The 25,238-nt window shown below is 55.7% G+C and carries 18 protein-coding genes, 1 tRNA gene and 4 pseudogenes; 10 read left to right on the plus strand and 13 right to left on the minus strand.

From position 1 onward, the window contains the following. Positions 1–2: 2 nt before the first annotated feature. The 5 genes and pseudogenes from GKR98_17425 to GKR98_17445 form a co-directional block, all read right to left on the minus strand. Positions 3–1,373, minus strand: a pseudogene (locus tag GKR98_17425) (aldehyde dehydrogenase family protein). Position 1,374: 1 nt separating this feature from the next. After that, entirely contained in the window at positions 1,375–2,739 is a 1,365-nt protein-coding gene (locus GKR98_17430) for a glutamine synthetase (protein QMU59802.1), read from the minus strand. Between the two features lie 141 nt (positions 2,740–2,880). After that, positions 2,881–3,714 (minus strand): 3-phosphoglycerate dehydrogenase, encoded by an 834-nt coding sequence (locus tag GKR98_17435; GenBank protein QMU59803.1) that lies wholly within the window; start codon positions 3,712–3,714, stop codon positions 2,881–2,883. Between the two features lie 113 nt (positions 3,715–3,827). Then, positions 3,828–5,179, minus strand: a protein-coding gene (locus GKR98_17440; protein ID QMU59804.1) for an IS3 family transposase whose coding sequence is annotated in 2 segments (ribosomal slippage) — positions 3,828–4,841 and positions 4,844–5,179 — 1,350 coding nt in all. Because the reading frame shifts where the segments join, the coding sequence is not laid out codon by codon here. 79 nt (positions 5,180–5,258) lie between these two features. Continuing rightward, positions 5,259–5,660 carry a hypothetical protein gene (locus GKR98_17445; protein QMU59805.1) on the minus strand — a complete coding sequence of 134 codons (402 nt, stop codon included), beginning with the start codon at positions 5,658–5,660 and terminating at the stop codon, positions 5,259–5,261. 321 nt (positions 5,661–5,981) lie between these two features. Between GKR98_17445 and GKR98_17450 the strand changes: the two are divergent. The 3 genes and pseudogenes from GKR98_17450 (at position 5,982) to GKR98_17460 (ending at position 10,548) form a co-directional block, all read left to right on the plus strand. After that, positions 5,982–7,864, plus strand: a pseudogene (locus tag GKR98_17450) (SLC13 family permease). Positions 7,865–8,423: 559 nt separating this feature from the next. Next, positions 8,424–8,846 carry a hypothetical protein gene (locus tag GKR98_17455; GenBank protein QMU59806.1) on the plus strand — a complete coding sequence of 141 codons (423 nt, stop codon included), beginning with the start codon at positions 8,424–8,426 and terminating at the stop codon, positions 8,844–8,846. Between the two features lie 370 nt (positions 8,847–9,216). Continuing rightward, complete coding sequence (locus GKR98_17460) at positions 9,217–10,548, plus strand: trigger factor (GenBank protein ID QMU59807.1); 1,332 nt, start codon at positions 9,217–9,219, stop codon at positions 10,546–10,548. A gap of 88 nt (positions 10,549–10,636) precedes the next feature. On the opposite strand, the gene GKR98_17465 is transcribed toward GKR98_17460, so the two are convergent. Continuing rightward, positions 10,637–10,852, minus strand: a complete 216-nt coding sequence (locus tag GKR98_17465) for a hypothetical protein (protein ID QMU59808.1) — start codon at positions 10,850–10,852, stop codon at positions 10,637–10,639. Between the two features lie 235 nt (positions 10,853–11,087). On the opposite strand from GKR98_17465, the gene GKR98_17470 reads away from it, so the two are divergent. Then, a complete protein-coding gene (locus tag GKR98_17470; GenBank protein ID QMU59809.1) occupies positions 11,088–11,354 on the plus strand; it encodes a hypothetical protein in 267 nt (88 codons plus the stop codon). Here the strand turns inward: GKR98_17470 and pxpA are convergent, their stop codons facing one another. Both pxpA and GKR98_17480 read right to left on the minus strand, forming a co-directional pair. Beyond that, positions 11,355–12,131 (minus strand): 5-oxoprolinase subunit PxpA, encoded by a 777-nt coding sequence (gene pxpA / locus GKR98_17475; protein QMU59810.1) that lies wholly within the window; start codon positions 12,129–12,131, stop codon positions 11,355–11,357. 59 nt (positions 12,132–12,190) lie between these two features. After that, positions 12,191–12,835, minus strand: a complete 645-nt coding sequence (locus GKR98_17480; GenBank protein QMU60159.1) for an arylesterase — start codon at positions 12,833–12,835, stop codon at positions 12,191–12,193. Positions 12,836–12,875: 40 nt separating this feature from the next. Here GKR98_17480 and GKR98_17485 point away from each other — a divergent pair, with 40 nt between their 5' ends. From GKR98_17485 to GKR98_17505, 5 genes and pseudogenes are all read left to right on the plus strand, one after another. Beyond that, positions 12,876–13,571, plus strand: a complete 696-nt coding sequence (locus tag GKR98_17485; protein QMU59811.1) for an ATP-binding cassette domain-containing protein — start codon at positions 12,876–12,878, stop codon at positions 13,569–13,571. Continuing rightward, positions 13,568–15,974, plus strand: a pseudogene (locus GKR98_17490) (FtsX-like permease family protein). The gene GKR98_17485 and the pseudogene GKR98_17490 overlap by 4 nt, the downstream one beginning before the upstream one ends. A gap of 181 nt (positions 15,975–16,155) precedes the next feature. Continuing rightward, entirely contained in the window at positions 16,156–16,974 is an 819-nt protein-coding gene (locus GKR98_17495; GenBank protein ID QMU59812.1) for a transporter substrate-binding domain-containing protein, read from the plus strand. Further along, a complete protein-coding gene (locus GKR98_17500) occupies positions 16,975–17,835 on the plus strand; it encodes an ABC transporter permease subunit (protein ID QMU59813.1) in 861 nt (286 codons plus the stop codon). Then, positions 17,835–18,572, plus strand: a complete 738-nt coding sequence (locus tag GKR98_17505) for an ATP-binding cassette domain-containing protein (GenBank protein QMU59814.1) — start codon at positions 17,835–17,837, stop codon at positions 18,570–18,572. Before GKR98_17500 ends, GKR98_17505 begins: the two co-directional genes overlap by 1 nt. Here the strand turns inward: GKR98_17505 and GKR98_17510 are convergent. Together GKR98_17510 and GKR98_17515 are read right to left on the minus strand one after the other, a co-directional pair. Further along, positions 18,569–19,570: an urea amidolyase gene (locus GKR98_17510; protein ID QMU59815.1), complete on the minus strand. Its 1,002-nt coding sequence runs from the start codon at positions 19,568–19,570 to the stop codon at positions 18,569–18,571. The two genes, GKR98_17505 and GKR98_17510, sit on opposite strands and share 4 nt — an antisense overlap. Continuing rightward, the gene (locus GKR98_17515) at positions 19,567–20,316 is read right to left on the minus strand and encodes a carboxyltransferase domain-containing protein (protein QMU59816.1); all 750 of its coding nucleotides are present in this window, start codon (positions 20,314–20,316) and stop codon (positions 19,567–19,569) included. The genes GKR98_17510 and GKR98_17515 overlap by 4 nt, the downstream gene beginning before the upstream one ends. A 116-nt stretch (positions 20,317–20,432) precedes the next feature. Here GKR98_17515 and GKR98_17520 point away from each other — a divergent pair. Then, positions 20,433–20,509 (plus strand) — tRNA-Met (locus tag GKR98_17520). 73 nt (positions 20,510–20,582) lie between these two features. Here the strand turns inward: GKR98_17520 and rocF are convergent. From rocF to pepD, 3 genes and pseudogenes are all read right to left on the minus strand, one after another. Further along, positions 20,583–22,574 (minus strand): annotated as a pseudogene (rocF, locus tag GKR98_17525) (arginase). 156 nt (positions 22,575–22,730) lie between these two features. Next, positions 22,731–23,774: a hypothetical protein gene (locus tag GKR98_17530; protein QMU59817.1), complete on the minus strand. Its 1,044-nt coding sequence runs from the start codon at positions 23,772–23,774 to the stop codon at positions 22,731–22,733. Then, positions 23,771–25,234, minus strand: coding sequence for a beta-Ala-His dipeptidase (gene pepD / locus GKR98_17535; GenBank protein ID QMU59818.1), 1,464 nt, complete (start codon positions 25,232–25,234; stop codon positions 23,771–23,773). Before pepD ends, GKR98_17530 begins: the two co-directional genes overlap by 4 nt. Between the last annotated feature and the right edge of the window lie 4 nt (positions 25,235–25,238).

Genomic DNA, 25,238 nt, shown 5'->3' on the forward strand with positions numbered 1-25,238 from the left:
GATCAGACCTTCTTCAGATGATAGGATTTCGGGCGTGTTAAGTTGTGGTACCCGATAACGGACAATCCACCACCGCGGCCGGTATCTTTGCAGCCGGTCCAGCAAAGGCCCGGATCAAGATAATCTGCGCGGTTCATAAATACGGTTCCAGTTTCAATCTGATCCGCAATTGCCTCGGCGCGTGCCGTGTCTTTTGTCCAAACGGACGCCGTCAAACCGAAATCGCTGTCGTTCATTAACGCAATTGCCTCCGCGTCGTCTTTTACCGGCATGATCCCGACGACGGGTCCAAAGCTCTCTTCCCGCATAACCCGCATGTTGTGCGTCACCTGGGTTAGGATTTGTGGCATCAGGTAGGCCCCGCCATTTTCTGGAAATCTAGCCGGATCGATATGCGCAACGGCTCCTTCTGCAATGGCTTCGGCGGTTTGCGAGCGGACTTCTTCAGCAAAACGTTCGTGCGCCATGGGTCCCAATGTCGTCTCAGGATCCAGTGGATTACCCAACTTAAAATCATTTACAGTTGAAACAGCTTTGTCCACGAATGCATCAAAGTGTTGTTCCTAAACGTAAATCCTCTCGGTCCCACAGCAACATTGACCCGAATTGAACATCGCTCCATCGATCAACGTGTCGACGGCGGCATCGATATCAGCATCGTCACAAACATATCCGGGGTCCTTGCCGCCAAGCTCCAAACCGACTCCCGTAAAGGTTCCTGCCGCTGCTGTTTCAATCGCGCGACCGCCAGCAACCGAGCCAGTGAAATTCACAAAGCCAAAGCACTTGGCCGCTATCAGGTCGCTGGTTGTTTGGTGATCCAGAAACACGTTTTGAAAAACGTCTGCGGGAATCCCGGCGTCTTGAAAGGCCTCCACCATCCGTTCGCCCACAAGTGGCGTTTGGGATGCGTGCTTCAATAGCACAGAGTTTCCTGCGATCAGGGCAGGGGCCACAGTGTTGATCGCCGTCATATAGGGATAATTCCAAGGTGCCACGACAAGGACGACGCCGTGAGGCACTCGCTTTATGACCCGTCTAAAGGCTTCGCTGTCCTCGATCACAATGTCCGCTAAAGCATCACTGGCGATCTCGGCCATGTAACTTGCACGTTCGTTGAAACCGCCGAACTCGCCACCATAGCGGATTGGGCGACCCAATTGATGCGCAAGCTCTGGAACGATGTCGTCGTTCATCGACCCGACATTGGCGACGCCATCCAGCACCATCTTAATACGCTGGTCTAGCGGTAGTTCAGCCCAGGCTACCTGGGCTTTTCTGGCACGTTCGATGACGCCAAGAGCGTCGGATCGATCAAGTGTGTTTCGTTCCGCGTACACCGAACCATCGATAGGAGAGATACAACGGATCATGTCACGCCCTTTCAAATCCGCGCGCAACTTCCCAGTCGGTCACGACGCGATCAAATTCTTCCTGTTCCCATTCTGCGCAGCGCGTGTAGTGATCAACCACATCGTCGCCCATCGCTTCACGCAAGAAGGCTGAGTTGCGTAGAGTTTCAGTTGCTGCACGAAGCGTTTGTGGAATGTTGGCCGCCTTTGCATCTTCGTAAACGTCACCGGTTGTGGCGGCGGGAAGTTCCATCTTGGATTCAAGTCCCTTTATGCCAGCTGCCAACATAGCAGCCTGCGCAAGATAAGGGTTCAAGTCTGAACCGCCGATCCGGCATTCTACCCGGATACCTTTCGATCCATCGCCGCAAAGGCGGAAGCCGGCTGTTCGATTGTCGACGGACCAAACCGTTTTTGTCGGTGCGAATGTGCCTTTGGCAAAACGTTTATAGCTGTTGATATACGGCGCAAGAAAGAATGTGTAATCAGGAGCATAGGCAATAAGCCCAGCCATGTAGTGCTTCATCGTTTCGGACATGCCCAGGTCAGAATCCGGGTCGAAAAAGGCCGGCTCGCCATCTTTCCAAAGAGACTGATGAACGTGTGACGAACTACCAACACGGTCGTGATCCCATTTAGGAAGGAACGTTGCGGCATGCCCGTGCTGCCAGGCGATTTCCTTGATGGCGTTCTTGGCGATCGTATGATGGTCGGCGCAATCCAAAGCCGCAGCATACCGAATATTCAGCTCTTCTTGCCCGGATTCTGCTTCGCCTTTGGTATTTTCAATAGGCAATCCAGCAGCATACAAGTGATTTCGGATTGGCCTCATCACGGCTTCTTCCTTGGTGGTCTGAAGAATGTGATAATCTTCGTTGTAGCCGCTGATCGGTGCGAGGTCGCGGAACTTGTCGCGGCGTATGTCGTCAAAACTTTTCTCGAACAGAAAAAACTCCAGCTCTGTTGCCATCATGGCGTCGAACCCAAGGGCTTCCAGTCGGGCGATTTGTTTCTTCAAGATGGCACGCGGTGAATGCGTTACCGCTTTGTGATTGTGATGATCCAGCACGTCGCACAACACCATTGCTGTGTCTTCCAGCCACGGAACCGGACGGATTGTCGTCAGGTCAGGGGCCATGATGTAGTCGCCGTAGCGGCCTTCCCAACTTGAGGCCGCGTAACCTTCTGGCGTTGCCATCTCTAGGTCAGTAGCCAGCAAATAATTGCAGCAGTGGGTTTCCTTGAAGGAAGTTTCGACAAAATTGACTGCATGAAATCGCTTGCCCAAAAGTCGCCCTTGCATGTCCACCAAGCAGACCAGCACGGTATCGATAGCTCCTGAGGCAACTTTGGACTTTAAGTCGTCAAAGCTCATTATTCCTGACATGGTATTTCGCTTTCAATTTTGTCTTTTCGCAGCGGGCAAGCCGCTGGGCCAATGATTACCTCAGGCTGTCAGGAACGCCAGACCCGCAAGGCTGATTAATTTCGAAAGCCGATTTTTGTCGCGCTATACAAATGCGAGATTTCAGGCCCGGCTATCCAATAATCCAATCTCTTTCGAGTTTATGACCAAGGCCGGATCAAGATTGCCTGAAAACACATCCAGGATATTTTGCGCCGCTTTTACGGCCATCCGTTCGGCGCATTCCGAAGTCATGCTGGCGATGTGCGGTGTCAAAACGACTTTGTCAGATTTCAAGAGGTCCAATTCAGGCGAGGGCGGTTCGGCTTCGAATACGTCAAGACCGGCAGAGTGCAGTTTACCGTTGGCCAGGGCTTCGGAAAGGGCGACCTCGTCAACCAATCCGCCGCGGGCAGTATTCACGACAACGGCATGTGAAGGCAGAAGTGCCAGTTCCCGAGCTGCCAATACAGGGCGATCATCAAGTTTCGGCATATGCAACGACACCATGTCCGCTTGTCCAAGTCCAGAATGCAAGTCGTCAACTCTGGTCACGCCCACCGGTAGAGCTTCATTTGGATCTAGGAAGGGATCGAACGCCAGGACATTTACGTCAAATCCTCGAACCATCCGTGCCAACAGTCTTCCAATTCTACCAAAACCGACAATTAACAGAGTTTTTCCCGAAATCTCCCTTGCACACAGGCTATTTCGATAATCCCAGTTGCCGCCGGGTCTGGCAGCTTTGTCGTACGAATTGACGCGGTGACTTGCAGATAAGAGCAGCATCATTGCGTGTTCTGCCACTGTTTGGGCATTCACATCTCCAACGACACTCAAAGGAATACCCCGCGCTGACAAAGCATCGACATCAACGGCGTCGAACCCCACCCCATGGCGGGAAACAAGGCGGAGTTGTTCCGCCTGAGATATGGACTCGGCTGTCAGATCCTGCATCCGCAACAGAATGGCCTCGGCCGAAGGAAGGTGTGGTAATGTCCGTCGTCAGGGTTTTGGGAACCAAGAGTTGCTTAAACAAGTAAAGAGTTTGGCTCGTCTGGTTGATGTTATTATGCGGCGCGCTGTCTGTGATGCAAGCGCCGCGCTTCGAGCGTCTTTCGTTTGATCCTTTCCCGTTGTCTTAGAATGGCTTTGTCACGCCCGAAGTAGACGTCGGCGGGTGTGACGTTGTTCAGGCTCTCGTGGTAGCGCTTGTGATTGTAGTGATCGACGAAGGCTTCGATCTGGGTTTCGAGGTCTCCCGGAAGGAAGTAGTTCTCCAATAGGATGCGGTTCTTCAGGGTTTGATGCCACCTCTCGATCTTGCCCTGTGTCTGGGGATGATATGGTGCGCCCCGAGAATGCTTCATGCCTTTGTCCTGCAGCCATTCAGCCAGATCGCCAGAGACGTAACTGGACCCGTTGTCGCTGAGGAGGCGGGGTTTGTGGATGACGTGAACCTGATCGCACCCTGATGCTTGTAGCGCCAAATCCAGGGTGTCCGTCACGTCCTCTGCCCGCATGTTCGTGCAGAGTTTCCACGAGATGATGTAGCGGCTGTAGTCGTCCAGGATTGTGCTGAGATAGAACCAGCCCCAGCCAAGCACTTTGAGATAGGTGAAGTCGGTTTGCCAAAGCTGGTTGATCGCAGTGGTCTTGTCTTTGAACTCGTTTGCCGCCTTGAGCACGATAAAGGCCGGGCTGGTGATCAGATCGTGGGCCTTCAGGGCCCGATAGACTGAAGATTCCGAGACGAAGTAGCGCTCCCGATCCGTGAACGTCACTGCCAGTTCGCGCGGCGACAGCTCCGTCTCCTGCAGCGCCAGCTTGACGACCTTGCGCCGGACTTCGTCGGGGATGCGGTTCCAGACATGTCTGGGCTTAGGCGCTTGATCCACAAGGCCAGCGTCGCCGCGCTGCCGATACCGATCATACCAACGGTAAAATGTGGTGCGGGGGATGCCCAGCTTTGCCAATGTTCGACGAGCAGACAAATGCGACCCCTCAACAAGCCGGATGATCTCCAACTTCTCAGATGCAGCATACCTCATTCTTGGTCGCCCCCACCGCCGGTCATGCTTTTTTTGAGAAGACGCAGTTCCAGTGTTTGCTCGGCAACGACCTCCTTCAGGTCTCGGGCTTCGCGGCGCAGGTCCTTGACTTCGTCGGTCGTAGCCGCACGCGCCGTATCTCCAGCAAGCCGCCGTTTGCCAGCTTCCATGAAGTCCTTGGACCATTTGTAGTAGATACCTTGAGATATTCCCTCACGACGGCACAACTCAGCAATGCTGTCTTCGCCACGCAAGCCATCCAGCACGATCCGGATCTTCTCTTCTGACGAATACTGTTTGCGCGTCGCCCGTTTGATCTCTTTGACGATCTTCTCGCCGGGGCTCCTGCGAGTTCCAGTTGTCTGTCTCATGTCCCACTCCTCAGTGGTTACGATGAGCCAACAACTCTCTCTTATCAAATTAACCTAATTGGACCCATAGGCGCTGACGTCAGACAGTTTCGTAAACTTGGGGGTGCTTCTTTTCGATGACGTTCAGATCAATGCTGGCGGCAATGCGCCTTTGAATGACGATATCATCGTCGGAAATGTATTTCCGGCTGGTTTCAAAAAGCCCTGCCCGAAGCCAATGCACAAATCCAAATGCCAGAGATCCGCGCATGATTTCCTGCCAGATATCCGGATTCCGGTTTCGATAAAGTAATTCGGAGAATCCAGGATGGGGTTCATGCCCAAGCCGAGCGCCGGTACGGATATAGAAATCAAAATTGGTTTCATTCCGCTTCTTGAGAGCGGCAAGATGTCTTGAATAGATTTTGCCGTACCAGTCGCTTTGGAAGACCGCCTTGATTTCCGTGATCTCGCGTTCTGTCGGACTTGTAATCTTGAGCATTGAATTTCCGGAACAGTGTCTTTGCCGAACTACAGATGAATTCGTAGCTGTTTATGCGATGTGTCTGACGGCACTTGATTTAAATTAGGTGAAGAGACCGGCCAGGGCATTGATATGTTCAATGTTACAGAGTGCCGTTGGGACGTTATTGCCCAAAACTGAGGTGTAAAAAGCAACAATGTTGCGCCGAAGATCAATTAGCACCTGACAAGCCGCCCCGAACTGGTTCAAAGTGCCCGAACCACACGGCGCGATGCAAAACAGTGCGCTGAGGGACACTGATCTCGCACCGTGTTTAAAATGGACGGGGGATTGTGCTCGATGGAGGCAGTGGCGTTTACCACAGAGATGGGCGTCGTGATGGGGCTTTTGGCTTTCACGGTGTTTTTGTTTGTATCTGAGCTCATCCGAATAGACCTGGCAGCTCTTTTGGTTTTGGTCTGCGTGGGCCTGCTGAGTTATGTGCCCGGTCTCAATGGATTGGCGGATGTCACGCATCTGTTTGATGGCTTTGCGTCGAATGCTGTGATTTCGATAATTGCGGTGATGATCGTGGGGGCGGGGCTTGATCGAACCGGGCTTATGAACAAGGTCGCTTCGGCGATCCTGAAACATGGCGGCACGACCGAGGCACGAGTGTTGCCCATTGTCTCAGGAACCGTTGGGTTTATATTGAGCTTTCTGCAAAACGTTGGGGCGGCTGCGTTGTTCTTGCCGGTGGTCAGCCGGATTTCGGTGCGTTCTGGCATTCCGATCAGCCGGTTGCTGATGCCTATGGCTTTTGTGCAATTCTTGGTGGCACGATGACGATGGTGGGGTCATCGCCGTTGATTTTATTGAATGATCTGATCGATACCGCCAACCAGACGTTGCCTGCTGATCAGCAAATGGAACACTTTGGTTTGTTCTCGGTGACACCGATTGGTGCGGCTTTGATCATTACTGGCATTCTTTACTTCCTGTTCCTTGGACGCTGGGTTTTGCCCAAGTCTTCGGCGCCGATTGATGTGTCGTCCAGCCATGGCACTGCAGAATATCTTGAAAGGATTTATGGCCTTCACGCCAATGTCTTCGAAGTGGATGTGCCCGCGAACAGCCCGCTGGTTGGCAAGATACTGGCCGATATCAATAATGAGCATCACATCTACATCATTTCGACTTACTATAGGGGTAAGTCGTCAATGATTCAGATACTTACAGCAGAGATTGCTGCCCCGTGCCGTTTGGCGATCATAGGGCAAGAGTGGGTTGTTCGCTCCTTTGCAGAAAAATTCGGACTGCATGTGCGGCCCGAACTCGACATCTTTGTCGAGGACTTTGCGCAGACCAATGCGGGGATTGCGGAGTTGGTTATTCCGCCGGACTCAAGTCTGATTGGGAAGTGTCCGCGGGAATTGTTGCTAAGAAAGACCTACGGCTTGAGTTTGCTGGCGATCCATCGTGGTGAAGAAACCTTGAGCCACGTGGAAACCGAGGTGCATGAGCCAACTCAGATTGGGTTGGTCCCGTTTCACGCGGGCGACATGCTGGTGGCGCATACGCGGTGGGATAACTTGACGCGGATCAAACGCGATCGGGATTTCATCGTGGTGACGACAGACTTTCCCGAGGAAGAGTTGCGACCGCACAAAGTTGGTTGGGCGTTGCTGTTTTTCGCCATCTCGCTGTCGTTGATTTTGTTTTCGGATGTTCGGTTGTCGTTGTGTCTTTTGACTGGTGCAGTGGGCATGCTTTTGACTCGAGTTCTAAGCATTGACGAGGCGTATCGCGCCGTCGGCTGGAACACCGTATTTTTACTCGCGAGCCTTATTCCATTGGGTCAAGCCGTGCAAAACACTGGGACGGCAGAGTGGATTGCCCATCAGATTTTGCTCATCCTTGATGGCTGGCCGATCTGGTCTTTGCAGGTAGGGGTTGCCATTCTGGCGACGGTTTTCTCGCTTGTGATGTCGAACGTGGGCGCGACGGTACTGTTGGTGCCTTTGGCGGTTTCGATTGCCATAGCGGCAGGGGCAAATCCAGCTGTTTTCGCCTTGACGGTGGCGATCTCGACATCGAATTCCTTCATCATTCCAACGCATCAGGTGAATGCGCTGATCATGGGGCCGGCGGGCTATAAGGTGATGGATTTCGTCAAGAGCGGAGGGATCATGACCATTTTGTTCCTGGTTGTTTCATTGACGATGCTGAACATAGTTTTCTAGCGGTCACGGCCTTATAACATTGGTTAATCGAGGTGTTTGGGTGGAAATCGCTGCTGTCTGTATCGTGTCGGTATTACGTCGGTGGACCCGAACGCATCGGTAGGGTGTTCTTAACTACGCGTGCGACGACTTGCGCAACCACGCAACACTCGGCGTCGTCGGTCTATGGTGATTTTGCGTCCTGCCCGGATGTCGTCTTCAATCGCGTCCAGACTTCCCGTTTTTCATGTGCCGTTCGCATGAGCATGGTTTTCAAAACGACTCCGGCCGTGTGCCAAACCGAAGGTGATTGTCGATCCTTAAAAGAACCTTGGCTCCAGTGTTGGTCAACTGACGGAACCTAGGGGATGAAATGAAGCATTTTCTGTTTTGGCGTTGGCTACGGTTGGCTTAAGCGCATGCGGCGGAGGAAGTGGTACAGGCATCGTTGGGGCGGCGCGCCGACGGCCCCTGCATCTGACGCGATAAAAGTGTACGAGGCCAAAAACGCGAATGGCGGTGGCTATGCCGTGTCGATTACCTATGACGCGGCATCTGACTCGATTTCGTTGAGGGTGACGTGGCTTTGGTCGTGGATTTTGGAACTTTCGCGAATGGTGGGGCCATCACCGGAACCATTAGCGACCGGCGTGTTATTTCTAGCGAAACTAATCTCTCTATTGACGATGACGTGGAGCCGGTTGCTGGCGCAGGGTTGCCTGACTTGGTCTTTGTCGTGGGCCCCGGAGTGAGAGACGAAAACGGATGGGCCTCGGGATCGATTGGTAATTATGTTGATGCGGGTGGCGCGCCGACGGCGTTTGAGACCGGAACCTATGACGTGCTGTTGACTGGGGATACTGCCGAAGAGATGGTTGGCGTCATCGTGGTCGAGGGCATCGACGCGCGGAACCTTGACCTTATCGGGGATGGCGGGACGCAAATCTGGACGGATGGCACCATCGTGTATCAGGAAGCCGGCGGCATCATCGCCAATCGGTAGGAGCTTTCGGTCGATCATTGTGTCTGCCTGGCATAGCCGGGCCGAAGCGCCAAACATGTCGACGGCGGTTCTGTATGCTGTGGCCGGGGTTGCGACCCCGGCGCACGGTCATTGGCCCGATCACGCAACACCCTAAAAGTTCGCGCTAAGGTGCCTGTGCATTGGGTCCGGTGTCTGGGTTTTGGACCAGCCATGGCCTCTGGACTGGTCCGCCGGACCCGGTGCGATTTCTAAGGCCTTTGCGGACTCGTTTCAAAACACAGCGATCCCGGTCCTTTCGACTTGCAACCTGCGCCTTTGGTGCCTAGAAGGGCCGCTGATTTTTAGGCCCGTCAGCGGACGGGTCTGGCTTTGTGAAATGAGGAACGACATGCAGGTCACCGAGACCCTGAACGAAGGGCTGAAGCGCGGCTATAACATCACTGTATCGGCTGGTGAGCTGGACGAGAAAGTGAACGAGAAGCTGACCGAAGCGGCCCCAGACATCGAAATGAAGGGCTTCCGCAAGGGCAAGGTTCCGATGGCTTTGCTGAAAAAGCAGTTTGGTCAGCGCATTCTGGGCGAAGCGATGCAGGAAACCATCGATGGTGCGATGTCGCGTCACTTTGAAGATTCCGGTGATCGTCCTGCGATGCAGCCCAAGGTCGAGATGACCAACGAGGACTGGAAAGAAGGCGACGACGTTGAAGTTGCCATGTCTTACGAAGCCCTGCCGGAAATTCCGGATGTGGAATTCGGCAAGATCAAATTGGACAAACTGGTTGTGAAGCCGGACGATGCCTCGATCGATGAAGCATTGAAGAACCTGGCCGAGAACGCCCAGAACTTCGACGACCGCAAGAAGGGCTCGAAAGCCAAGGACGGCGATCAGGTTGTGATCGACTTCCTGGGCAAGGTTGACGGTGAAGCCTTTGAAGGTGGCGCGGCGGAAGATTTCCCACTGGTTCTGGGATCGGGTCAGTTTATCCCCGGTTTTGAAGAGCAGTTGGTCGGTTTGAAGGTTGGCGACGAGAAAGCCGTCGAAGTGACTTTCCCGGAAGAATACGGCAATGCCGATCTGTCTGGTAAGCCTGCGGTCTTTGATGTGACAGTCAGGGGTGTGAAAGCGCCGAAGGCTGCCGAGATTGATGACGAACTGGCCAAGAAGTTTGGTGCGGACGATCTGGAAGCGCTGAAAACTCAGGTAACAGAGCGTTTGGAATCAGAATTTGGTGGCGCAGCTCGCGCGGTCATGAAGCGTGGTCTGCTCGACGCGCTGGATAAGGCCGTGTCGTTTGATTTGCCGCCATCGCTGGTGGAAGCCGAAGCCGGTCAGATTGCCCATCAGTTGTGGCATGACGAGAACCCTGACGTTGAAGGCCACGATCACGACAACATCGAGCCGACTGATGAGCACAATAAGCTGGCTGAACGCCGTGTTCGCCTGGGGCTGCTGTTGGCGGAGATTGGTCAGAAGGCCGAAGTTGAAGTGTCGGACGCCGAGATGACTCAGGCGGTCATGACACAGGCACGTCAGTATCCGGGACAGGAACGTCAGTTCTTTGAGTTCGTTCAGCAGAACCCACAGATGCGTCAGCAAATTCAGGCGCCGATCTTTGAAGACAAAGTTGTCGATCACGTTTTTGAGCAGGTGAATGTCACTGACAAGGATGTGTCAAAAGACGATCTGGAAAAAGCTGTTGAGGCGCTGGACGACGAATAGTTTCCCGCCATAGTTGTAGAAAAAGGCCGTCCAAATAGGACGGCCTTTTTTTGTTTCTGCTAGGCAAAGCGTGGTAAAGGTTTTGAGGTTAGCAGAGACGGGTATAAGCGCGGGAATGCAAAAGAGCGTCGATCTCGCCGCGATTGGTAAAGCGGGGTTCGGCTTTTTCTTTCAGGAATGGGTTGGGTTCGCCTTTGGACTTCCATGCCGCGTAGCTGCAGTACAGGCCGCTGGACAGGATGAAGTAGGCATATTTGGTGAATGGGCGTGCCTTGATAGCGGCATCGGAAATTTCTTTGGTCATTTACTTTACTCACACTTGGAACAACTCGTAACACCATCTTTATGGCTGCCGATCCGGGCCAAAATGGGGCAGGACTGGTCAGATTTAGTGAAATTTGCATGTTTCGTTGTTCAAAGGGGTGAACACTCTGTTTTCCAAATGCCGAGGTATTGCCACATCTAGTCCTTGGAATATCCCTTATGCTGCATTAGATTTATTTTTACACACAGAGTGCGTGGTAAAGTGAGGTGCACAAATGTTTGATTTCTGTAGTGAAGACATGGACTTTGAAGTTTTGACGTCATCGAATGAGACGATGAACAAGACTTCTTTAGAGAACATGTTGGAAAATCTGAGCGATGATGAATTGAATTCGCTTGAGGACGAGCTGAATTTCGCAACCTTCACAGGTTTGCCAAGTCAGCGTATTCTGTCGATCCTTTCGGCTTTGTCGCCGTTGGATGCCGGATGGTCCCAGATGATGGCGAATGGCGTTACAACCGATCTGGTTGCTGCCGCCTGATCAACTCAGAGGAGCGCCGGTGAACGCATGTAGCGTGACACCGGCGCTTTCTAATCCTTCCCTGACAGATTTGGACAAAGTGAGCGCTGCGGCGCTGTCTCCATGTACGCAGATCGTGTCGATGCGAGTTTCCAGACGTTCGCCTGTGCCGGTTATGATGGCACCGGCTTTTACCATCTCAATCATATTGCGGGCGGCCTCGGCTGGGTCGTGGATCATCGCGCCGGGTTGGCGGCGGTCGACCAAGGTCCCGTCGGCGTTATAGGCGCGGTCGGCGAATATTTCGCCCGCCCATTTGCATTTCAGATCGCGGGCAACGGTTTCCATGGCGGTGGCGGCGAGGCCCATGATGATGATGTCGGGCGCGACGTCCAGGGCTGCCTCGTAACAGGCGCGGGCCATGGCTTCGTCGGTGCAGGCCATATTCGAGAGTGCGCCGTGGAGTTTTAGGTGGCGCACTTCACCGCCGACGCTGCGGGCCATGGCCTGGGCAGCTCCGACCTGATATCGGATTTGGTTGGCGAGGGTTGCGTGGGGCACTTCCATCTGGCGGCGTCCGAACCCTTGGAGGTCGTCAAAGCCGGGGTGCGCGCCGATGCCGACGTTGTTTTCGACGGCGAGGGCCATAGTTTTCGACATGGTGTCAGCGTCGCCCGCGTGAAACCCGCAGGCAATGTTGGCGGAGGTGACTATTTTCAAAAGGCTTTCGTCGTCACCCATGGGCCAAGGGCCAAAGCCTTCGCCCATGTCGGAATTCAGATCGACGGTGAGTGTCATGTGGTGCCCCTGATTGCTTGCCTTTGAGTGATCGCGAAATTCGCGGGCTTGGCAAGGGGTCAGTTGGTGGCGTCTTGAGTAAGGGCCAGAACGGCAGGGCCTATGTCGGCTACTATCAAGGTGACTCCTGCGGCGTTGGGGTGAATGGCGTCGGCTTGCATGTAGAGTTGCAGGGCGGTGGCGCGATCTTCGAGATCAGCGAGGGCCTTCAGGAAGTTGGGGTAATGAGCGGTGTCATACTGTGCGGCGAGGTCTGGATACATGGCATCGAAGGCCTGCTTGTAATCGACGCCGTAGTTGGACGGTGCGACCATGCCGACGAGTAGGACAGGCAGATCGCGCTGGGCTGCGATTTTCAGTATGCCGTCGAGATTGGTGCGGCTGGCGGCGGGGTCCATGCCGCGCAAAAGGTCGTTGCCGCCAAGGGCGACGATGAGTGCATCGACGACGGGGGTCAGAGTCCATTCGATGCGGCTGAGGCCGCCAGCGGTGGTGTCGCCGGAGACGCCAGCATTGATCAGTTGGGCGTCTGACCCTTGATCCGCCAGCCAGCGCTGAAGCTGCGGTACGAAGCCGTCATTTGAGGGCAGACCGAAGCCTTGGGTGAGGCTGTCGCCTAGGGCCGCGACGGTCACGGGTTCCGCGGAAGCCAGCCCGGTGCTGACAATAATCATCAATCCGGCGTTGCGTATGGCGCGTATCACCCCATATGCCCCTAAGACCAATGCCTCAGGACCCGATTTCATGACCGATACCATTCTGTCCCTGAAAGACGCTGAATTGACTCTGGACGGCAATGCGGGCCGTGTCGATATTTTGAAAGGCATCAGCCTGGATATTTCCCGTGGTGAAACGGTTGGGCTGGTGGGGCCTTCTGGATCGGGCAAGTCATCACTCCTAATGCTCATGGGCGGATTGGAACGCGCCACAGGTGGCGAGGTCAATGCGCTTGGGCATGATATGTCTGTTCTGGGCGAAGACGCGCTGGCGCGCTTTCGCAGGGGACATATGGGAGTGGTGTTTCAATCTTTCCACCTGATCCCGACAATGACGGCATTGGAGAATGTGGCGACCCCGCTGGAATTGGCGGGTGTGCGCGATGCGTTTGAGCGTGCCCGGGCAGAGTTAGAAGCTGTGGGACTTGCGGACCGGGTGGATCACTATCCGGCGCAAATGTCGGGCGGCGAGCAACAACGGGTGGCCCTGGCCCGTGCGGCGGCACCGAGGCCGGATATTCTATTGGCGGATGAGCCGACGGGCAATCTGGACGGCGCGACGGGTCAAGCGATCATGGATTTGCTGTTTGGGCTGCGCGACCGGCATGGATCAACGTTGGTTTTGGTCACCCATGCGCCCGAGTTGGCCGAGCGCTGTGACCGGGTGATCCGGCTGGTGGATGGCGCATTGGACTTGGAAGCTGGCGCAGAGGCGGCTGAATGAGCTTTGCGATTGCATCGCGGATTGCGCGGCGCGAGCTGCGTGGTGGGCTGAAAGGCTTTCGTGTGTTTCTTGCCTGTCTGGCACTGGGTGTGGCAGCGATTGCTGCTGTGGGCACGGTGCGCGAGAGCATCCGGGCCGGGCTGGACCGCGAAGGTGCGGTGATCCTGGGGGGCGATGCGGCGCTGGAACTGACCTATCGGTTTGCCGAAGCTGAAGAGCGTATCTGGATCGATGAAGTTGCTATGGAAGTTTCCGAGATTGTCGATTTCCGGTCGATGGCGGTGTTTGGCGCGGGCGAGGGGGCAGAGCGTGGGTTGACGCAAGTGAAGGGTGTCGATGATGCCTATCCCTTGTATGGCGCGGTGTCGTTGGAGCCTGAGATGGCGTTGGATAATGCTCTGTCTGTACAGGATGGCGTGCCCGGAGCGGTGATGGACCCGGTGCTGATCGCTCGGTTGGGTATCGTCGTTGGCGAACAGTTTCAGATGGGCGCGCAGGCGTTTGAGTTGCGGGCGGCATTGTTGCGGGAACCGGACTCGGCGACGGGTGGTTTTGCCTTGGGGCCACGGACTCTTGTTCGGACCGAGGCCTTGGCCGAAAGTGGGCTGATCCAGCCGGGGACATTGTTTGAAACCGAATACAAGCTGAAGCTGGCAGATGGCGCGGACTTGGATGTGCTGGCGGCGGGGGCTGAGGCCGCGATAACTGGTGCGCGGTGGCGCGATCGCCGGAATGGCGCGCCGGGGATATCGGAGTTTGTGGACCGGTTGGGGTCATTCCTGGTGTTGGTCGGGCTGGCGGGGCTGGCTGTGGGCGGCGTTGGCGTTTCGGCGGCGGTGCGGGCGTATCTGGACGAGAAGACCGAGGTGATCGCGGCGCTGAAGACATTGGGAGCCGAGGCGCGGGTGATCTTCCTGACCTACTTCTTGCAAATCGGCGTGTTGACCGTGTTGAGTATTGCGCTGGGCGTTGGGCTAGGGGCTGTGGTGCCGCTGTTGTTTGCGCCCTTGATCGAGGCGCAATTGCCGGTGCCAGCAGAGTTTGGATTGCATTTGCGGCCCTTGGGCGAGGCGGCTTTGTATGGCGCACTGGCGGCTTTGGTGTTCACCATCTGGCCCTTGGCGCGGACGGAACAGGTGCGGGCGGCGACCTTATTTCGAGATAGCGCTGGCGGGGGACGGGAGTTGCCCCGTGCGCGGTGGATTGGTCTGACGTTGATGTTGCTGACAGCACTGGTGATGTTGGCGGCCACGTTTTCGGGGTTGGTGAGCCTGACGGTCTGGGCGGCGCTGGGCCTTGGCGGTGCATTTGTTGTGTTGGTCTTGGTCGCATGGGGCGTGCGCGGGATTGCGTGGCGGCTGGCGGTGACAGTGCTGATGCGAGGGCGGAGCGCTTTGCGGCTGGCCATGGGCTCGGTTGGTGGACCGGGGGGCGAGGCTTCGTCGGTTATTTTGTCGCTGGGTCTTGGGCTGACGGTATTGGCGGCAGTCGGGCAGATTGATGCGAACCTGCGCGGGGCGATTGCGCGGGATTTACCGGATGTGGCACCGTCGTTTTTTATGTTGGATATTCAGCCGGGGCAGTTGGACGAGTTTCGGAAGCGGTTGGACGTGAATGGGGCGGTGGCGGATGTGCAAACGGCCCCGATGCTGCGCGGGATTATCACCGAGATTAATGGACGACCTGCGGCAGAGGTCGGGGGCGATCACTGGGTTTTGCAGGGGGATCGTGGCGTGACTTATTCGGCTGAGAAACCGGATGAGGCGGTGGTGACCCATGGGGAATGGTGGCCACACGATTATGCCGGGCCACCGTTGGTGAGTTTCGCGACCGAAGAGGCGCTGGAGATGGGGCTGAAGCTGGGCGCTTTGCAGGGGGCTCCGCATACGCATATCGCGACGGTTTATGCGGATGAAGATGAGGAAGGGGCGATCTTGCGCGAGATCTCGAATGCCTATCCCAATGTGACCGCGATCCGGGTGCGTGATGCCATTGATCGGGTGAGCGGGGTTCTGGCGGGGATTGCGGCGGCGATTACTTACGGGGCTTTGGCGACATTGGTGACCGGAGGGATCGTGTTAATCGGCGCGGCGGCGGCCGGGGTTCGCGCGCGCACCTATGAAGCGGCGGTCTTGAAGACGCTGGGCGCGACCCGTGCGACGATCTTGGCGAGTTTTGCTTTGCGGTCGGCGATCTTGGGCGCGGCTGCCGGATTGGTGGCGATTGTGGCTGGTGGGCTGGGGCGTGATGCGCTTTGTGATGGGCGTGGAGTTTGCCTTTGAGCCCGTGTCGGCGCTGATGATCGTCGTGGGCGGTGTGTTGGCGACCACTTTGTCAGGGTTGGCGTTTGCCTGGAGCGCGCTGGCAGCGCGGCCTGCGCAGGTTTTGCGGGCGCGGGAGTAGTTTCCCTTCCCTTCGGGAAGCGATCCGCCGGGGTTTTCACCCCCGGACCCCCAGAGTATTTTCGATCAGAAGAAGTGCAGTTTGGCGGCTGGCTTGCGATGTCGGCGGATATTTGTTTGTGGGGGTGGACAATTCGCTGTGGTGGGGCATTCTCTTTGGCAGCTTATTTGGGGAGAGAACCATGAAACTGATGACAACGACGGCCTTTGTGATGGCCATGAGCGCGACGGCGGCTATGGCCGGTGGGCATTGTGCAGCTGGCAAGACTTTGGACGATGGCGTGTTAACCGTGGCGACCGGTAACCCGGCTTATTTTCCTTGGGTGATTGATGATGCGCCGGAATCCAAGCAAGGGTTCGAGGCGGCGGTGGCCTATGCGGTGGCCAATGCCATGGGGTTTGAAGACGGGCAGGTGAACTGGGTTCGGTCTTCGTTTGATCAGGCGATCCAGCCCGGTGCCAAGGACTTTGATTTCAATATGCAGCAATATTCGATCACAGCGGAACGTGATGAGATTGTTGACTTTTCGACGCCTTATTACTCGGCTGCTATGGCAGTTGTAACGCGCCAGCCGGTTGTGGATGGCGGGGCGGAGGCGAATTTGGCGTCTTTGAAGGCATTGGCTTGGGGGGCACATGCCTCGACTACCGCTGTGCCAATGCTGAACGAGATTGTGCAGCCGATGAAGGACCCGCTTCTTTATGGTGACAATGCTGATGTGGTGGAGGCGATGAAGGCCAATCAGATTGATGCGGCCTTGATGGATTTGCCGACGGCTTTGTTTACGGCGGCGGTCTTGATGGATGACGGGGTTGTTCTGGGGCAGTTTCCGCCGGAACGGAGCGAAAACCCGGATCAATTCGGGATGCTGATGGAAGAGGGCAACCCTTTGAAGGCTTGCGTGGACGAGGCTTTGGCGGAACTAACCGCAAACGGCACGCTGGCGGCGATTGAAGCTCAGTGGCTGTCTGAGACCACAGGTGTGCCGGTCATCGAGTAAATGGCCGATGTGACATCCGGGGGCGCGGGGCAGGGCGCTGCGCCTTCGGGACCAACCCGACGACAGATATACGAGGCTGCGGTTCGGCGACGCTCGAACATGATCGCGGCGGGTTCGACCCTTGCGGTTTTGCTGGCGATAGTCGTGCTGGTGCCATTGGCGCCGGGGTGGGAGGGCGTGAAGAAAAGCTTCTTCAATGCCGAGGTTTTCGCCAAGACCTTTCCGGGGCTGCTGAATGCCTTCCTGCTGGATGTCGCGATTTTTGCCTGGTCTGCGCCGTTGATCTTCATTCTTGGGCTGGCCGTGGCGCTGTGTCGGGATGCGCAGTCGCCTGCTTTGTATCCATTGCGCTTGTTCGGCATTCTTTACACCGATATCTTTCGCGGCGTGCCGGTCATTCTGGTGATCTATCTGATCGGGTTCGGCGTGCCGGGGCTGGGGCTGCCGAGGCCCTGGAACTCGCCCTATATCTGGGGGACCGTGGCGCTGGTCTTGACCTACGCGGCCTATGTGGCCGAGGTGTTCCGTTCGGGGATTGAGAGCATCCATCAAAGCCAGCGGTCAGCGGCGGCGTCTTTAGGGTTGAGCCATGCGGATGCCATGCGGTTTGTGATCCTGCCGCAAGCGGTGCGTCGCGTGGTGCCGGCGAATATGAACCTGTTCATTGCGCTGCAAAAGGATGTGGCGTTGCTGAGTTTCATCGGGCCAGTGGAGATCTTTCGTCAGGCGGGGGTCTATAAATCGCTGATGGCGAATTTCACGCCCTATGTCGGGGCTGCACTGATCTTTTTGGCGCTGACCATACCGGCGACGCGCTATGCGGATTATCTGATGCAAAAACAACGACGTGCGCGAAGCTGATGGCGGTTCTGGAATTGCAGGGGGTCACCAAGAGTTTCGGTGACAATGCGGTTTGCCGGGGCATTGATCTGACCATTGGGAATGGGCAGATGGTCTGCCTGATCGGAGCTTCCGGGTCGGGAAAGTCGACGCTTTTGAGGTGCATGAACCTGCTTGAGCCGGTGGATGACGGCATCATTCTGCTGGACGGTCAGGACATTTCGGAGCCCGGATTGGACCCGCAGCCTATACGCCAGCGGATCGGAATTGTGTTTCAGAGCTTTAACCTGTTTCCCCATATGACGGCCGTGGAAAACGTGATGCTGGCACCGCGCCGTATTCGCGGGAAAACCCGCGATGAGTTGCTGCCAGAGGTGACGTCGTTGTTCGAGCGTTTCGGACTGGCGGATCGGATGGGGCATTACCCGGATCAATTGTCGGGCGGGCAGCAGCAACGGGTGGCGATTGTGCGGGCTTTGGCGATGAAGCCCGAGATCATGTTGTTTGATGAGATCACTTCGGCTTTGGACCCTGAATTGGTGGGCGAGGTGTTGGACGTTTTGCGCCAGTTGCGTAGCGAGGGGATGACCATGGTTCTGGCGACCCATGAGATGGGATTTGCGCGCGAGTTGGCGGATAAGGTTTGTTTTCTGGAAAAAGGCGTCATCCTTGAAGAGGGACCGCCAGAGGTTTTGTTTTCCGAGCCGAAACACGCCCGGACGCGGGAGTTTCTGGGCCGGGTTCTGGAGCGCAGTTAGTCTTCGACGGGACGCGATATCAATTCATAGCTGAGAAGATCGCCCATCTCGTGCGGGTCACGGATTAGGGGGGTGCATGCTTTGGCGAATGCGGCGCGTCGTGCGTCGTCAGATTGCCAGGCGGCTTCGGCCTGTTCGAGCGAAACAAAGCGAAAGGTCAGCTTTGTGCCGGGTTGGGCCTGGGCGATGCGGGGCAGGTCGGCGGGTAGGACAGTTCCAATGCGGGGGTAGCCACCCATGGTCTGGCAGTCGGCCATCAGCACGTAGGGCGTGCCATCGCCGGTCATCTGGATATCGCCCGCTGCGATGAAGTCGGACGTAAGCGTGAGTTGGCCGCCGGTTGAAAACGGCTCTCTGGTTTGGTCAAGGCGCACGCCCTGACGGTTGCCACGGGGGCTGCGGGTGAAGATGGTCTCTTCGAAGCGCCTGCGGGTTTCTTCTGGAAACAGAGCGGTTTGCGGGCCGTTCATGATGCGGATTGCATCGTTTTTGGGTTTTGGAAGGGTTAGGCGCTGGCGCGGGGCGTCGGGGGTTGGATCATCCGGGGCTGTTAGTATGTCGCCAGCTTGGCAGAGCGCGCCCAAGCCCGCAATGCCATGATACCCGCGTCCGCCGAGCGCTTCTTGTGCTGTAAAACCGCCTGCGATGTGGAGGTAACCAAAGACACCACTGATTGCAGCGCCGATCTGGAGGGTATCGCCGGGGTGGATGGCAAAGGTAGTGTTTGGTTCAATCGCTTCGCTGTTCAGAGTTGCGCGCATGGTCGCGCCGGTGAGGGCGATGCGGGTGGTGGATAGGGCACGGAATTTACCTCCGAAACCTGCCATTTCGAGGGCAGGGGCCTCGGGTGGGTTTTGCAGCAGGGTTTGACCGTGAAGAAGTGCATCACGGTCGGCCGCTCCGCCGGGGGAAAGACCAATGCCGATGTGGCCAGGGCGACCCTGGTCTTGCAATGAAAGCCCGGGACCGGCTTCGAGAATATCTAAGCGGACGGTCATGGCAGTGGTGTGAAGGTTGCGCCGCCGAGGCCGTCGGGGCTTTGGGCAAGGGTGTCGAAGGCGCTTGCCTTGATCGGGGTGAATGTGACTTCGTCGCCAGCCGTGAAGGCGATTGGATTTTCGCGGACTGCGTCGAAGCATTTGAACGGTGTTTGCCCGATTTGTCGCCAACCAGTCGGGGCGGCGTTGGCGAAGGGGATGATCTGACGGACCGCGACGACGATGGCCCCTTGCGGGACCTGGGCGGTGACATCGGCGCGCCGGGGAATGTTCCAATGATCGTCCAAAAGGCCAAGATAGGGTTGGCCGGGCGCGAACCCCAGAGCGAGGACACGGGTTTGGGCGGCACAAATCTGGTCGATGGCTTGATCAGGTGAGATGTTGGCCAGCGCGGCTGTTTCATCCAGTTCAGGGCCGTGAGAACCGCCAAAGACAACGGGCAGGGTCCAGAGCTTGCGTCCCCTTGGCAGGGGGGCCTTTGTCCAGTCCTGCTGGTCAAGAAGATCACGCAGATGTCCGGATAGGGCTTTTCGGGTCAAGCTGTCGGGCTGAAAGCGGATCATGACCGACGTGAGTGAAGAGGCCAGTTCGCATACGCCATTGATCGCGCGCGCTTCGACCGCGCCCCGAAAAGCCAGTGCCGCGCGGTTTGCGCTGTCGCTGAGAGCTTCGCCGAAACGCACGAGGATGCCATCGGGTCCGAGCGGCAGGACCTGGGGATCTGTCATTTTCGTCTTGATACTCATCGGAGCCAGATTTTCAGAAAGCGGCGGGGAAGGGAAGTTGTTCAAACGAATTGAGAAGGACAGGCGTTTGAGGTCTTGACGGGATAGGCCAATCGTTTTACGCAGCCCTCGCTTTTGGCGGAGTAGCTCAGGTGGTTAGAGCAGCGGAATCATAATCCGCGTGTCGGGGGTTCAAGTCCCTCCTCCGCTACCAAAACACTCACTCAGTTCAGGTCTGCATTCGTTCCAGTAAACCTGACGACGGACAAGCCGCCTAACGATTGTGGCTATTCTCCATCTGAACGTTGCAACATGCCGAAAAGGTCGCGCGGATCATCTGGGTCGGCAAGCATGTCGAGGTGGATAAAGAACTCGGTATCTTGAATGGCGCTGTGGATATAGCGCAAGGCAGAGAAGTCTTCGATGGCAAAACCAACGCTATCGAATAGCGTTATCTGCTTATCGTTACTGCGCCCAGATGCGTGACCCGCAATGACTTTCCAAATCTTAGTAATCGGGTGAGTGCGATCAAGTTGTTGGATTTCACCCACCACCCAAGTCTGATCCGGATATTCCACGAAAATATCCGATCTTAGAAGAATGTCGCGGTGCAGTTCAGTTTTACCAGGGCAGTCACCACCGATTGCATTAATATGAACCCCTTCGCCAATCATGTTGTCCGTCAAGATGGTGGCATTTTGTTTGTCTGCAGTGCAGGTCGTGATGACTTCTGCACCTTCCATGCTGTCTTCTCCGGTTCTGCAGCTCACAACATTCAACCCCAGACCCGAAAGATTTCGTGCGGCCTTATCCGTTGCTGCCGGTTCTACATCGTAGAGCCGCACGGTTTCGATGCCGCAAATCGCCTTAAAGGCCAAACATTGGAACTCGGACTGTGCTCCATTGCCGATCATTGCCATTGTCTTGGCATCTTTAGGAGCCAGATGTCGTGCGACCATTGCAGAAGTTGCGGCCGTGCGTAGGGCAGTTAGTAGCGTCATTTCAGATAGGAGTTTCGGGTATCCTGTGTCCACGTCTGCAAGCAATCCAAAAGCGGTAACTGTTTGCAGCCCGTCTTTGGTATTCTTGGGATGACCATTGACGTATTTAAAACCGTACATCTCGCCATCCGAGGTAGGCATCAACTCGATGACACCAACATCTGAATGGCTGGCAACACGTGGAGTTTTGTCGAACTGTTCCCAGCGTCTAAAATCGCTTTCGATTTCATCGGCCAGGGCCCGCAGGACATTCTCGATTCCGAGATGGTGGACAAGCGCCATCATGTGTTCGACCGAGACAAAGGGGACATAAGCAAGTTTGGAAGGTAACGGAGGCATAGTCGTTCCTCAGTAGCTGGAGGTGAAACGGTCAAGCACCCGGCGGCCAAAGAGGCTGGCTGTCAAATCAACCATCAACCGTGCAGTGCGCCCGCGCTCGTCAAGAAACGGGTTAAGCTCAACCAGATCCAGGGATGTGAGAAGCCCACTGTCATGTAGCATCTCCATAATCAGGTGCGCTTCACGGAAAGTAGCGCCACCTGGAACAGTCGTGCCGACGGCCGGGGCAATATCGGGTTCGATGAAATCGACATCAAGACTTACATGGAGCAGCCCATTGTTCTCTCGGATATCATCAAGAAAAGGGTTTAGAAGGCGGGCGATACCAGATTCATCAATCGCACGCATATCGTAAGCTCTTGCGCGAGATCCCTGAAGCATCTCGCGTTCTTTTCCATCAACCGAACGCAAACCGATTATACAGAGGTTGTTTGGATCAAGCGTGGCTGGCAAAGGCTTGCCCAATAAATCGGGAAATTCTGATGACCCGCAGGCGTAGGCCAATGGCATCCCATGGATGTTTCCGCTTGGCGAACTGCTTGGCGTGTTAAAATCGGCGTGAGCGTCCAGCCAAAGGACATACTGGGGACGGCCCATTTCCGCCGCGGCCGCGACATGGCCGGTTACCGTTCCAAGGCTAAGAGCGTGATCGCCGCCCATGTAAATGGGGACGGCGTTGGCCTTGGCCAGACTGAAGGCCTCGGCATGAAGCGAACGGGTCCATCCCGCGACCTGAGGCAGTAATTTTAGATGACTGTGCTTGGTCGGGATGTCGCTGATCGAGGCGGGTTGGGCATCGCCTAGGTCCGTCACCTCGTACCCAAGGTTTGAAAGTTCATCACCCAGTCCGGCAGTGCGATAGGCGGCTGGACCCATAACACAGCCACGACGACCGGCACCTTCCTCCATCGGAACGCCAAGGAGATGTATCTTATTCATGCTGCGCCTCGATTGATGTGATTTCAGGACGTTTAAACAGGTGAAGGGCTGCGATCACATTTCGTGCATACTTGCCGGAATTCTCAGAACTTATGAGCTTTTGCATCAGAGGTAGAAGCAAATTTCGCGGAAGCGGGCTAGCAATCATGCAGATCTTCAAGACGAAACGGACCGCAAGACTGCAGCATCTGCCTTGATGGCATCCCAAACGACTTCGCCTTCATCGAATATCTGCACATCGTCGAACCAGATGGACACTTTGGCGACAACACTGTCAAAATGCGAGCTTGCCGGTTGGCCGTCTGGTGGCATGTCCATCGGAGAAGTGTGTCCAAACCCAAAATCAACACCGCCCCAAATGCGCTCGTCTTCCACGATCTCGTTGCTAATTTCGTGGATATTTGGGCTTAGGCCAACCATCATGTGACTGATTTTGTACATGTTTTCTTCATTGAAGGCATCAACATGAGCTTTGACCGGCTGCGCTTCCGTGCCGACAAACTCAACGATACTGCCGTCCCTCATAATGAATTCGCACTGGCTGTTCTGAGTGAGTTGCGCATGCATGATGGCGTCAAAGACAATGCGTCCAGACATTGAGCCACTTTTGGGGACAAGATTGAGATAACCAGGAGCGGTGCCAAATTTTTTCGCCGAATAATCGCCGCTGTCGAAATCGATCAAATTGTTAGGGTCAGTGTCAAAGGATACATCAGTGCCCCGGGCGTTCGTGACGCGAACACGTGATGTTTGGGTGGCTAGTTCGGCAAGTCGTTTCAGGATTTTTTCCATGAGAGAGACATCAAAGTGGCAGAAGACCCTCTCAAGGCTTTCGGACGTTGACGGGCCGAACACATTGTAGCGAATTTTTGTATTCTCTTTCAGGACGTTTTCCCAAACCGGAGAGTAAAGAAGCGGGTTTTCGCCAAAATCCAGCCAAACATCGACGTGTTTCAATGCAGCCTCTAAAGCGGCGGTGGGCCAATCCGCCATACCCGCTGCACCAAACTGTCGCGCCTCTCGGTATTGCAAAACAAGAGGTTTGGCATCCACATCTGCGCACGCGTCGAACATCGCTTGAATGATTGCCGGTTCATATTTCTCGTTAGTGCCAATTGCGACAACGTCGCCGGCCTTTATGCCATACAGGTCCTTTATCAAACGATCGGCAACGATCTTGTTCAGCGCAGGGTTCGTCATGGGGCAACCTCTTTTGGTGGAATGTTCGCCAGCGTTTCCAGAAGGACGGACCAGCAATTTTTGACGGATGACACGCTGATGCGTTCGTCCGGGCTGTGGACGTCCAGGATCGTTGGACCATAGGAAATCATTTCGATATGCGGGAAAATTGCGGACAAAACCCCGCACTCCAGCCCGGCATGGATCACTTCGCGGCGCATTTCGTGGCCATTTACACTGCGATACGCAGCCGCTGCGGCCTGTGCCAATACGCTTTCGCCTTGAGGTTCCCAGGCTGGTTGTGCGTTTTCGGTGCGCAGGTCTTCCGCAAATGATCCCGCCGCGCACCGGAGGTTTTCAACCAACGCGGCAAGCTCGGTGTCCACACAACTTCGCGCCAGACAGGCTACTTTGATATGTCCGGCCTTCGCAGACACCAGACCGACGCTGTTTGAAGTTTCAACAACACCTTCGATGTCTTCGCGCATTGCAACTATACCGCTGGGAATGTCACATAACGCCTTTAGCAATGCAGTGCTGTCTTCTTTTCGAAACCCAACGCAATCCGCTGTTGTTGCTGCAAGCGAAACGCTCAATCCGGGATCGCTGGGATAAGCATCTTTCAAAGTGAGGTCAGCGTCCAAGATAACTTTTTGTAACGGGACCAGTTGGTCTTCCGGAATGGAAATCACGGCAACCGCCTCGGACGGGATGGCATTGATGGATTGCCCGCCTGTCAGCGACTTCAATGTGAGATCAAGGCCAGAACAATTTCGCAGCACCCTAGCGAGCTCAAAAATTGCATTGGCGCGCCCCAGATGAATATGAACACCGGAGTGCCCGCCCTTTCCGCCTGAGACGGTAACGGCTTGCACAATATTCTCCGCAGGACAGGGTTCGGTAGGGCGACGTGCCTCGATGATCACATCGATGGCCCCGGCGCAGCCAAGCATTAGAACGTCGTCTTCTTCGGAATCGAGGTTTATCAGTGCGCCGGCTTTCAGATCTCCTGCACGCAAAGCGGCGGCACCCGACATGCCCACCTCTTCGTCCACCGTGAAAAGAGCCTCAATCGGCGGATGCGGATGATCTGCGGTTGTCAATATCGCCAACGTCATCGCAACCTCGATGCCGTTGTCGGCCCCAAGTGTGGTTCCATCGGCACTTATCCAATCACCGGATTTCTTAATCACGATTGGGTCCTGATCAAAATCGATTGCCACCCCTTCCTGCGCCACCTGAACCATATCCAAGTGCGATTGCAGTGCGATCATCGGGCGATTTTCCATGCCCGGGGTTGCGGGTTTACGGACGATGACATTGCCATTGGCGAACGAGTAAGTTTCCAACCCATGTGCATGACCAAGTTCAGCCACAAAGTGACTGGCCGCTTCTTCTTTTCCAGATCCCCGCGGTATCTGGCTTAAAGCAAGGAAGTGAGACCAAACAGAGGACGGTCTTAGGGTATCTAAGTAGTTCATTGAG

This window comes from Boseongicola sp. (assembly GCA_014075275.1).
GTDB lineage: Bacteria > Pseudomonadota > Alphaproteobacteria > Rhodobacterales > Rhodobacteraceae.

Excerpts from the sequence above, each read along its gene's own strand:
- GKR98_17430 (QMU59802.1), bottom strand. The coding sequence starts at position 2,739 with ATGTCAGGAATAATGAGCTTTGACGACTTAAAGTCCAAAGTTGCCTCA.
- GKR98_17435 (QMU59803.1), bottom strand. The coding sequence starts at position 3,714 with ATGCAGGATCTGACAGCCGAGTCCATATCTCAGGCGGAACAACTCCGC.
- GKR98_17445 (QMU59805.1), bottom strand. The coding sequence starts at position 5,660 with ATGCTCAAGATTACAAGTCCGACAGAACGCGAGATCACGGAAATCAAG.
- GKR98_17460 (QMU59807.1), top strand. The coding sequence starts at position 9,217 with ATGCAGGTCACCGAGACCCTGAACGAAGGGCTGAAGCGCGGCTATAAC.
- GKR98_17465 (QMU59808.1), bottom strand. The coding sequence starts at position 10,852 with ATGACCAAAGAAATTTCCGATGCCGCTATCAAGGCACGCCCATTCACC.
- GKR98_17470 (QMU59809.1), top strand. The coding sequence starts at position 11,088 with ATGTTTGATTTCTGTAGTGAAGACATGGACTTTGAAGTTTTGACGTCA.
- pxpA (QMU59810.1), bottom strand. The coding sequence starts at position 12,131 with ATGACACTCACCGTCGATCTGAATTCCGACATGGGCGAAGGCTTTGGC.
- GKR98_17485 (QMU59811.1), top strand. The coding sequence starts at position 12,876 with ATGACCGATACCATTCTGTCCCTGAAAGACGCTGAATTGACTCTGGAC.
- GKR98_17495 (QMU59812.1), top strand. The coding sequence starts at position 16,156 with ATGAAACTGATGACAACGACGGCCTTTGTGATGGCCATGAGCGCGACG.
- GKR98_17500 (QMU59813.1), top strand. The coding sequence starts at position 16,975 with ATGGCCGATGTGACATCCGGGGGCGCGGGGCAGGGCGCTGCGCCTTCG.
- GKR98_17505 (QMU59814.1), top strand. The coding sequence starts at position 17,835 with ATGGCGGTTCTGGAATTGCAGGGGGTCACCAAGAGTTTCGGTGACAAT.
- GKR98_17510 (QMU59815.1), bottom strand. The coding sequence starts at position 19,570 with ATGACCGTCCGCTTAGATATTCTCGAAGCCGGTCCCGGGCTTTCATTG.
- GKR98_17515 (QMU59816.1), bottom strand. The coding sequence starts at position 20,316 with ATGAGTATCAAGACGAAAATGACAGATCCCCAGGTCCTGCCGCTCGGA.
- GKR98_17530 (QMU59817.1), bottom strand. The coding sequence starts at position 23,774 with ATGACGAACCCTGCGCTGAACAAGATCGTTGCCGATCGTTTGATAAAG.
- pepD (QMU59818.1), bottom strand. The coding sequence starts at position 25,234 with ATGAACTACTTAGATACCCTAAGACCGTCCTCTGTTTGGTCTCACTTC.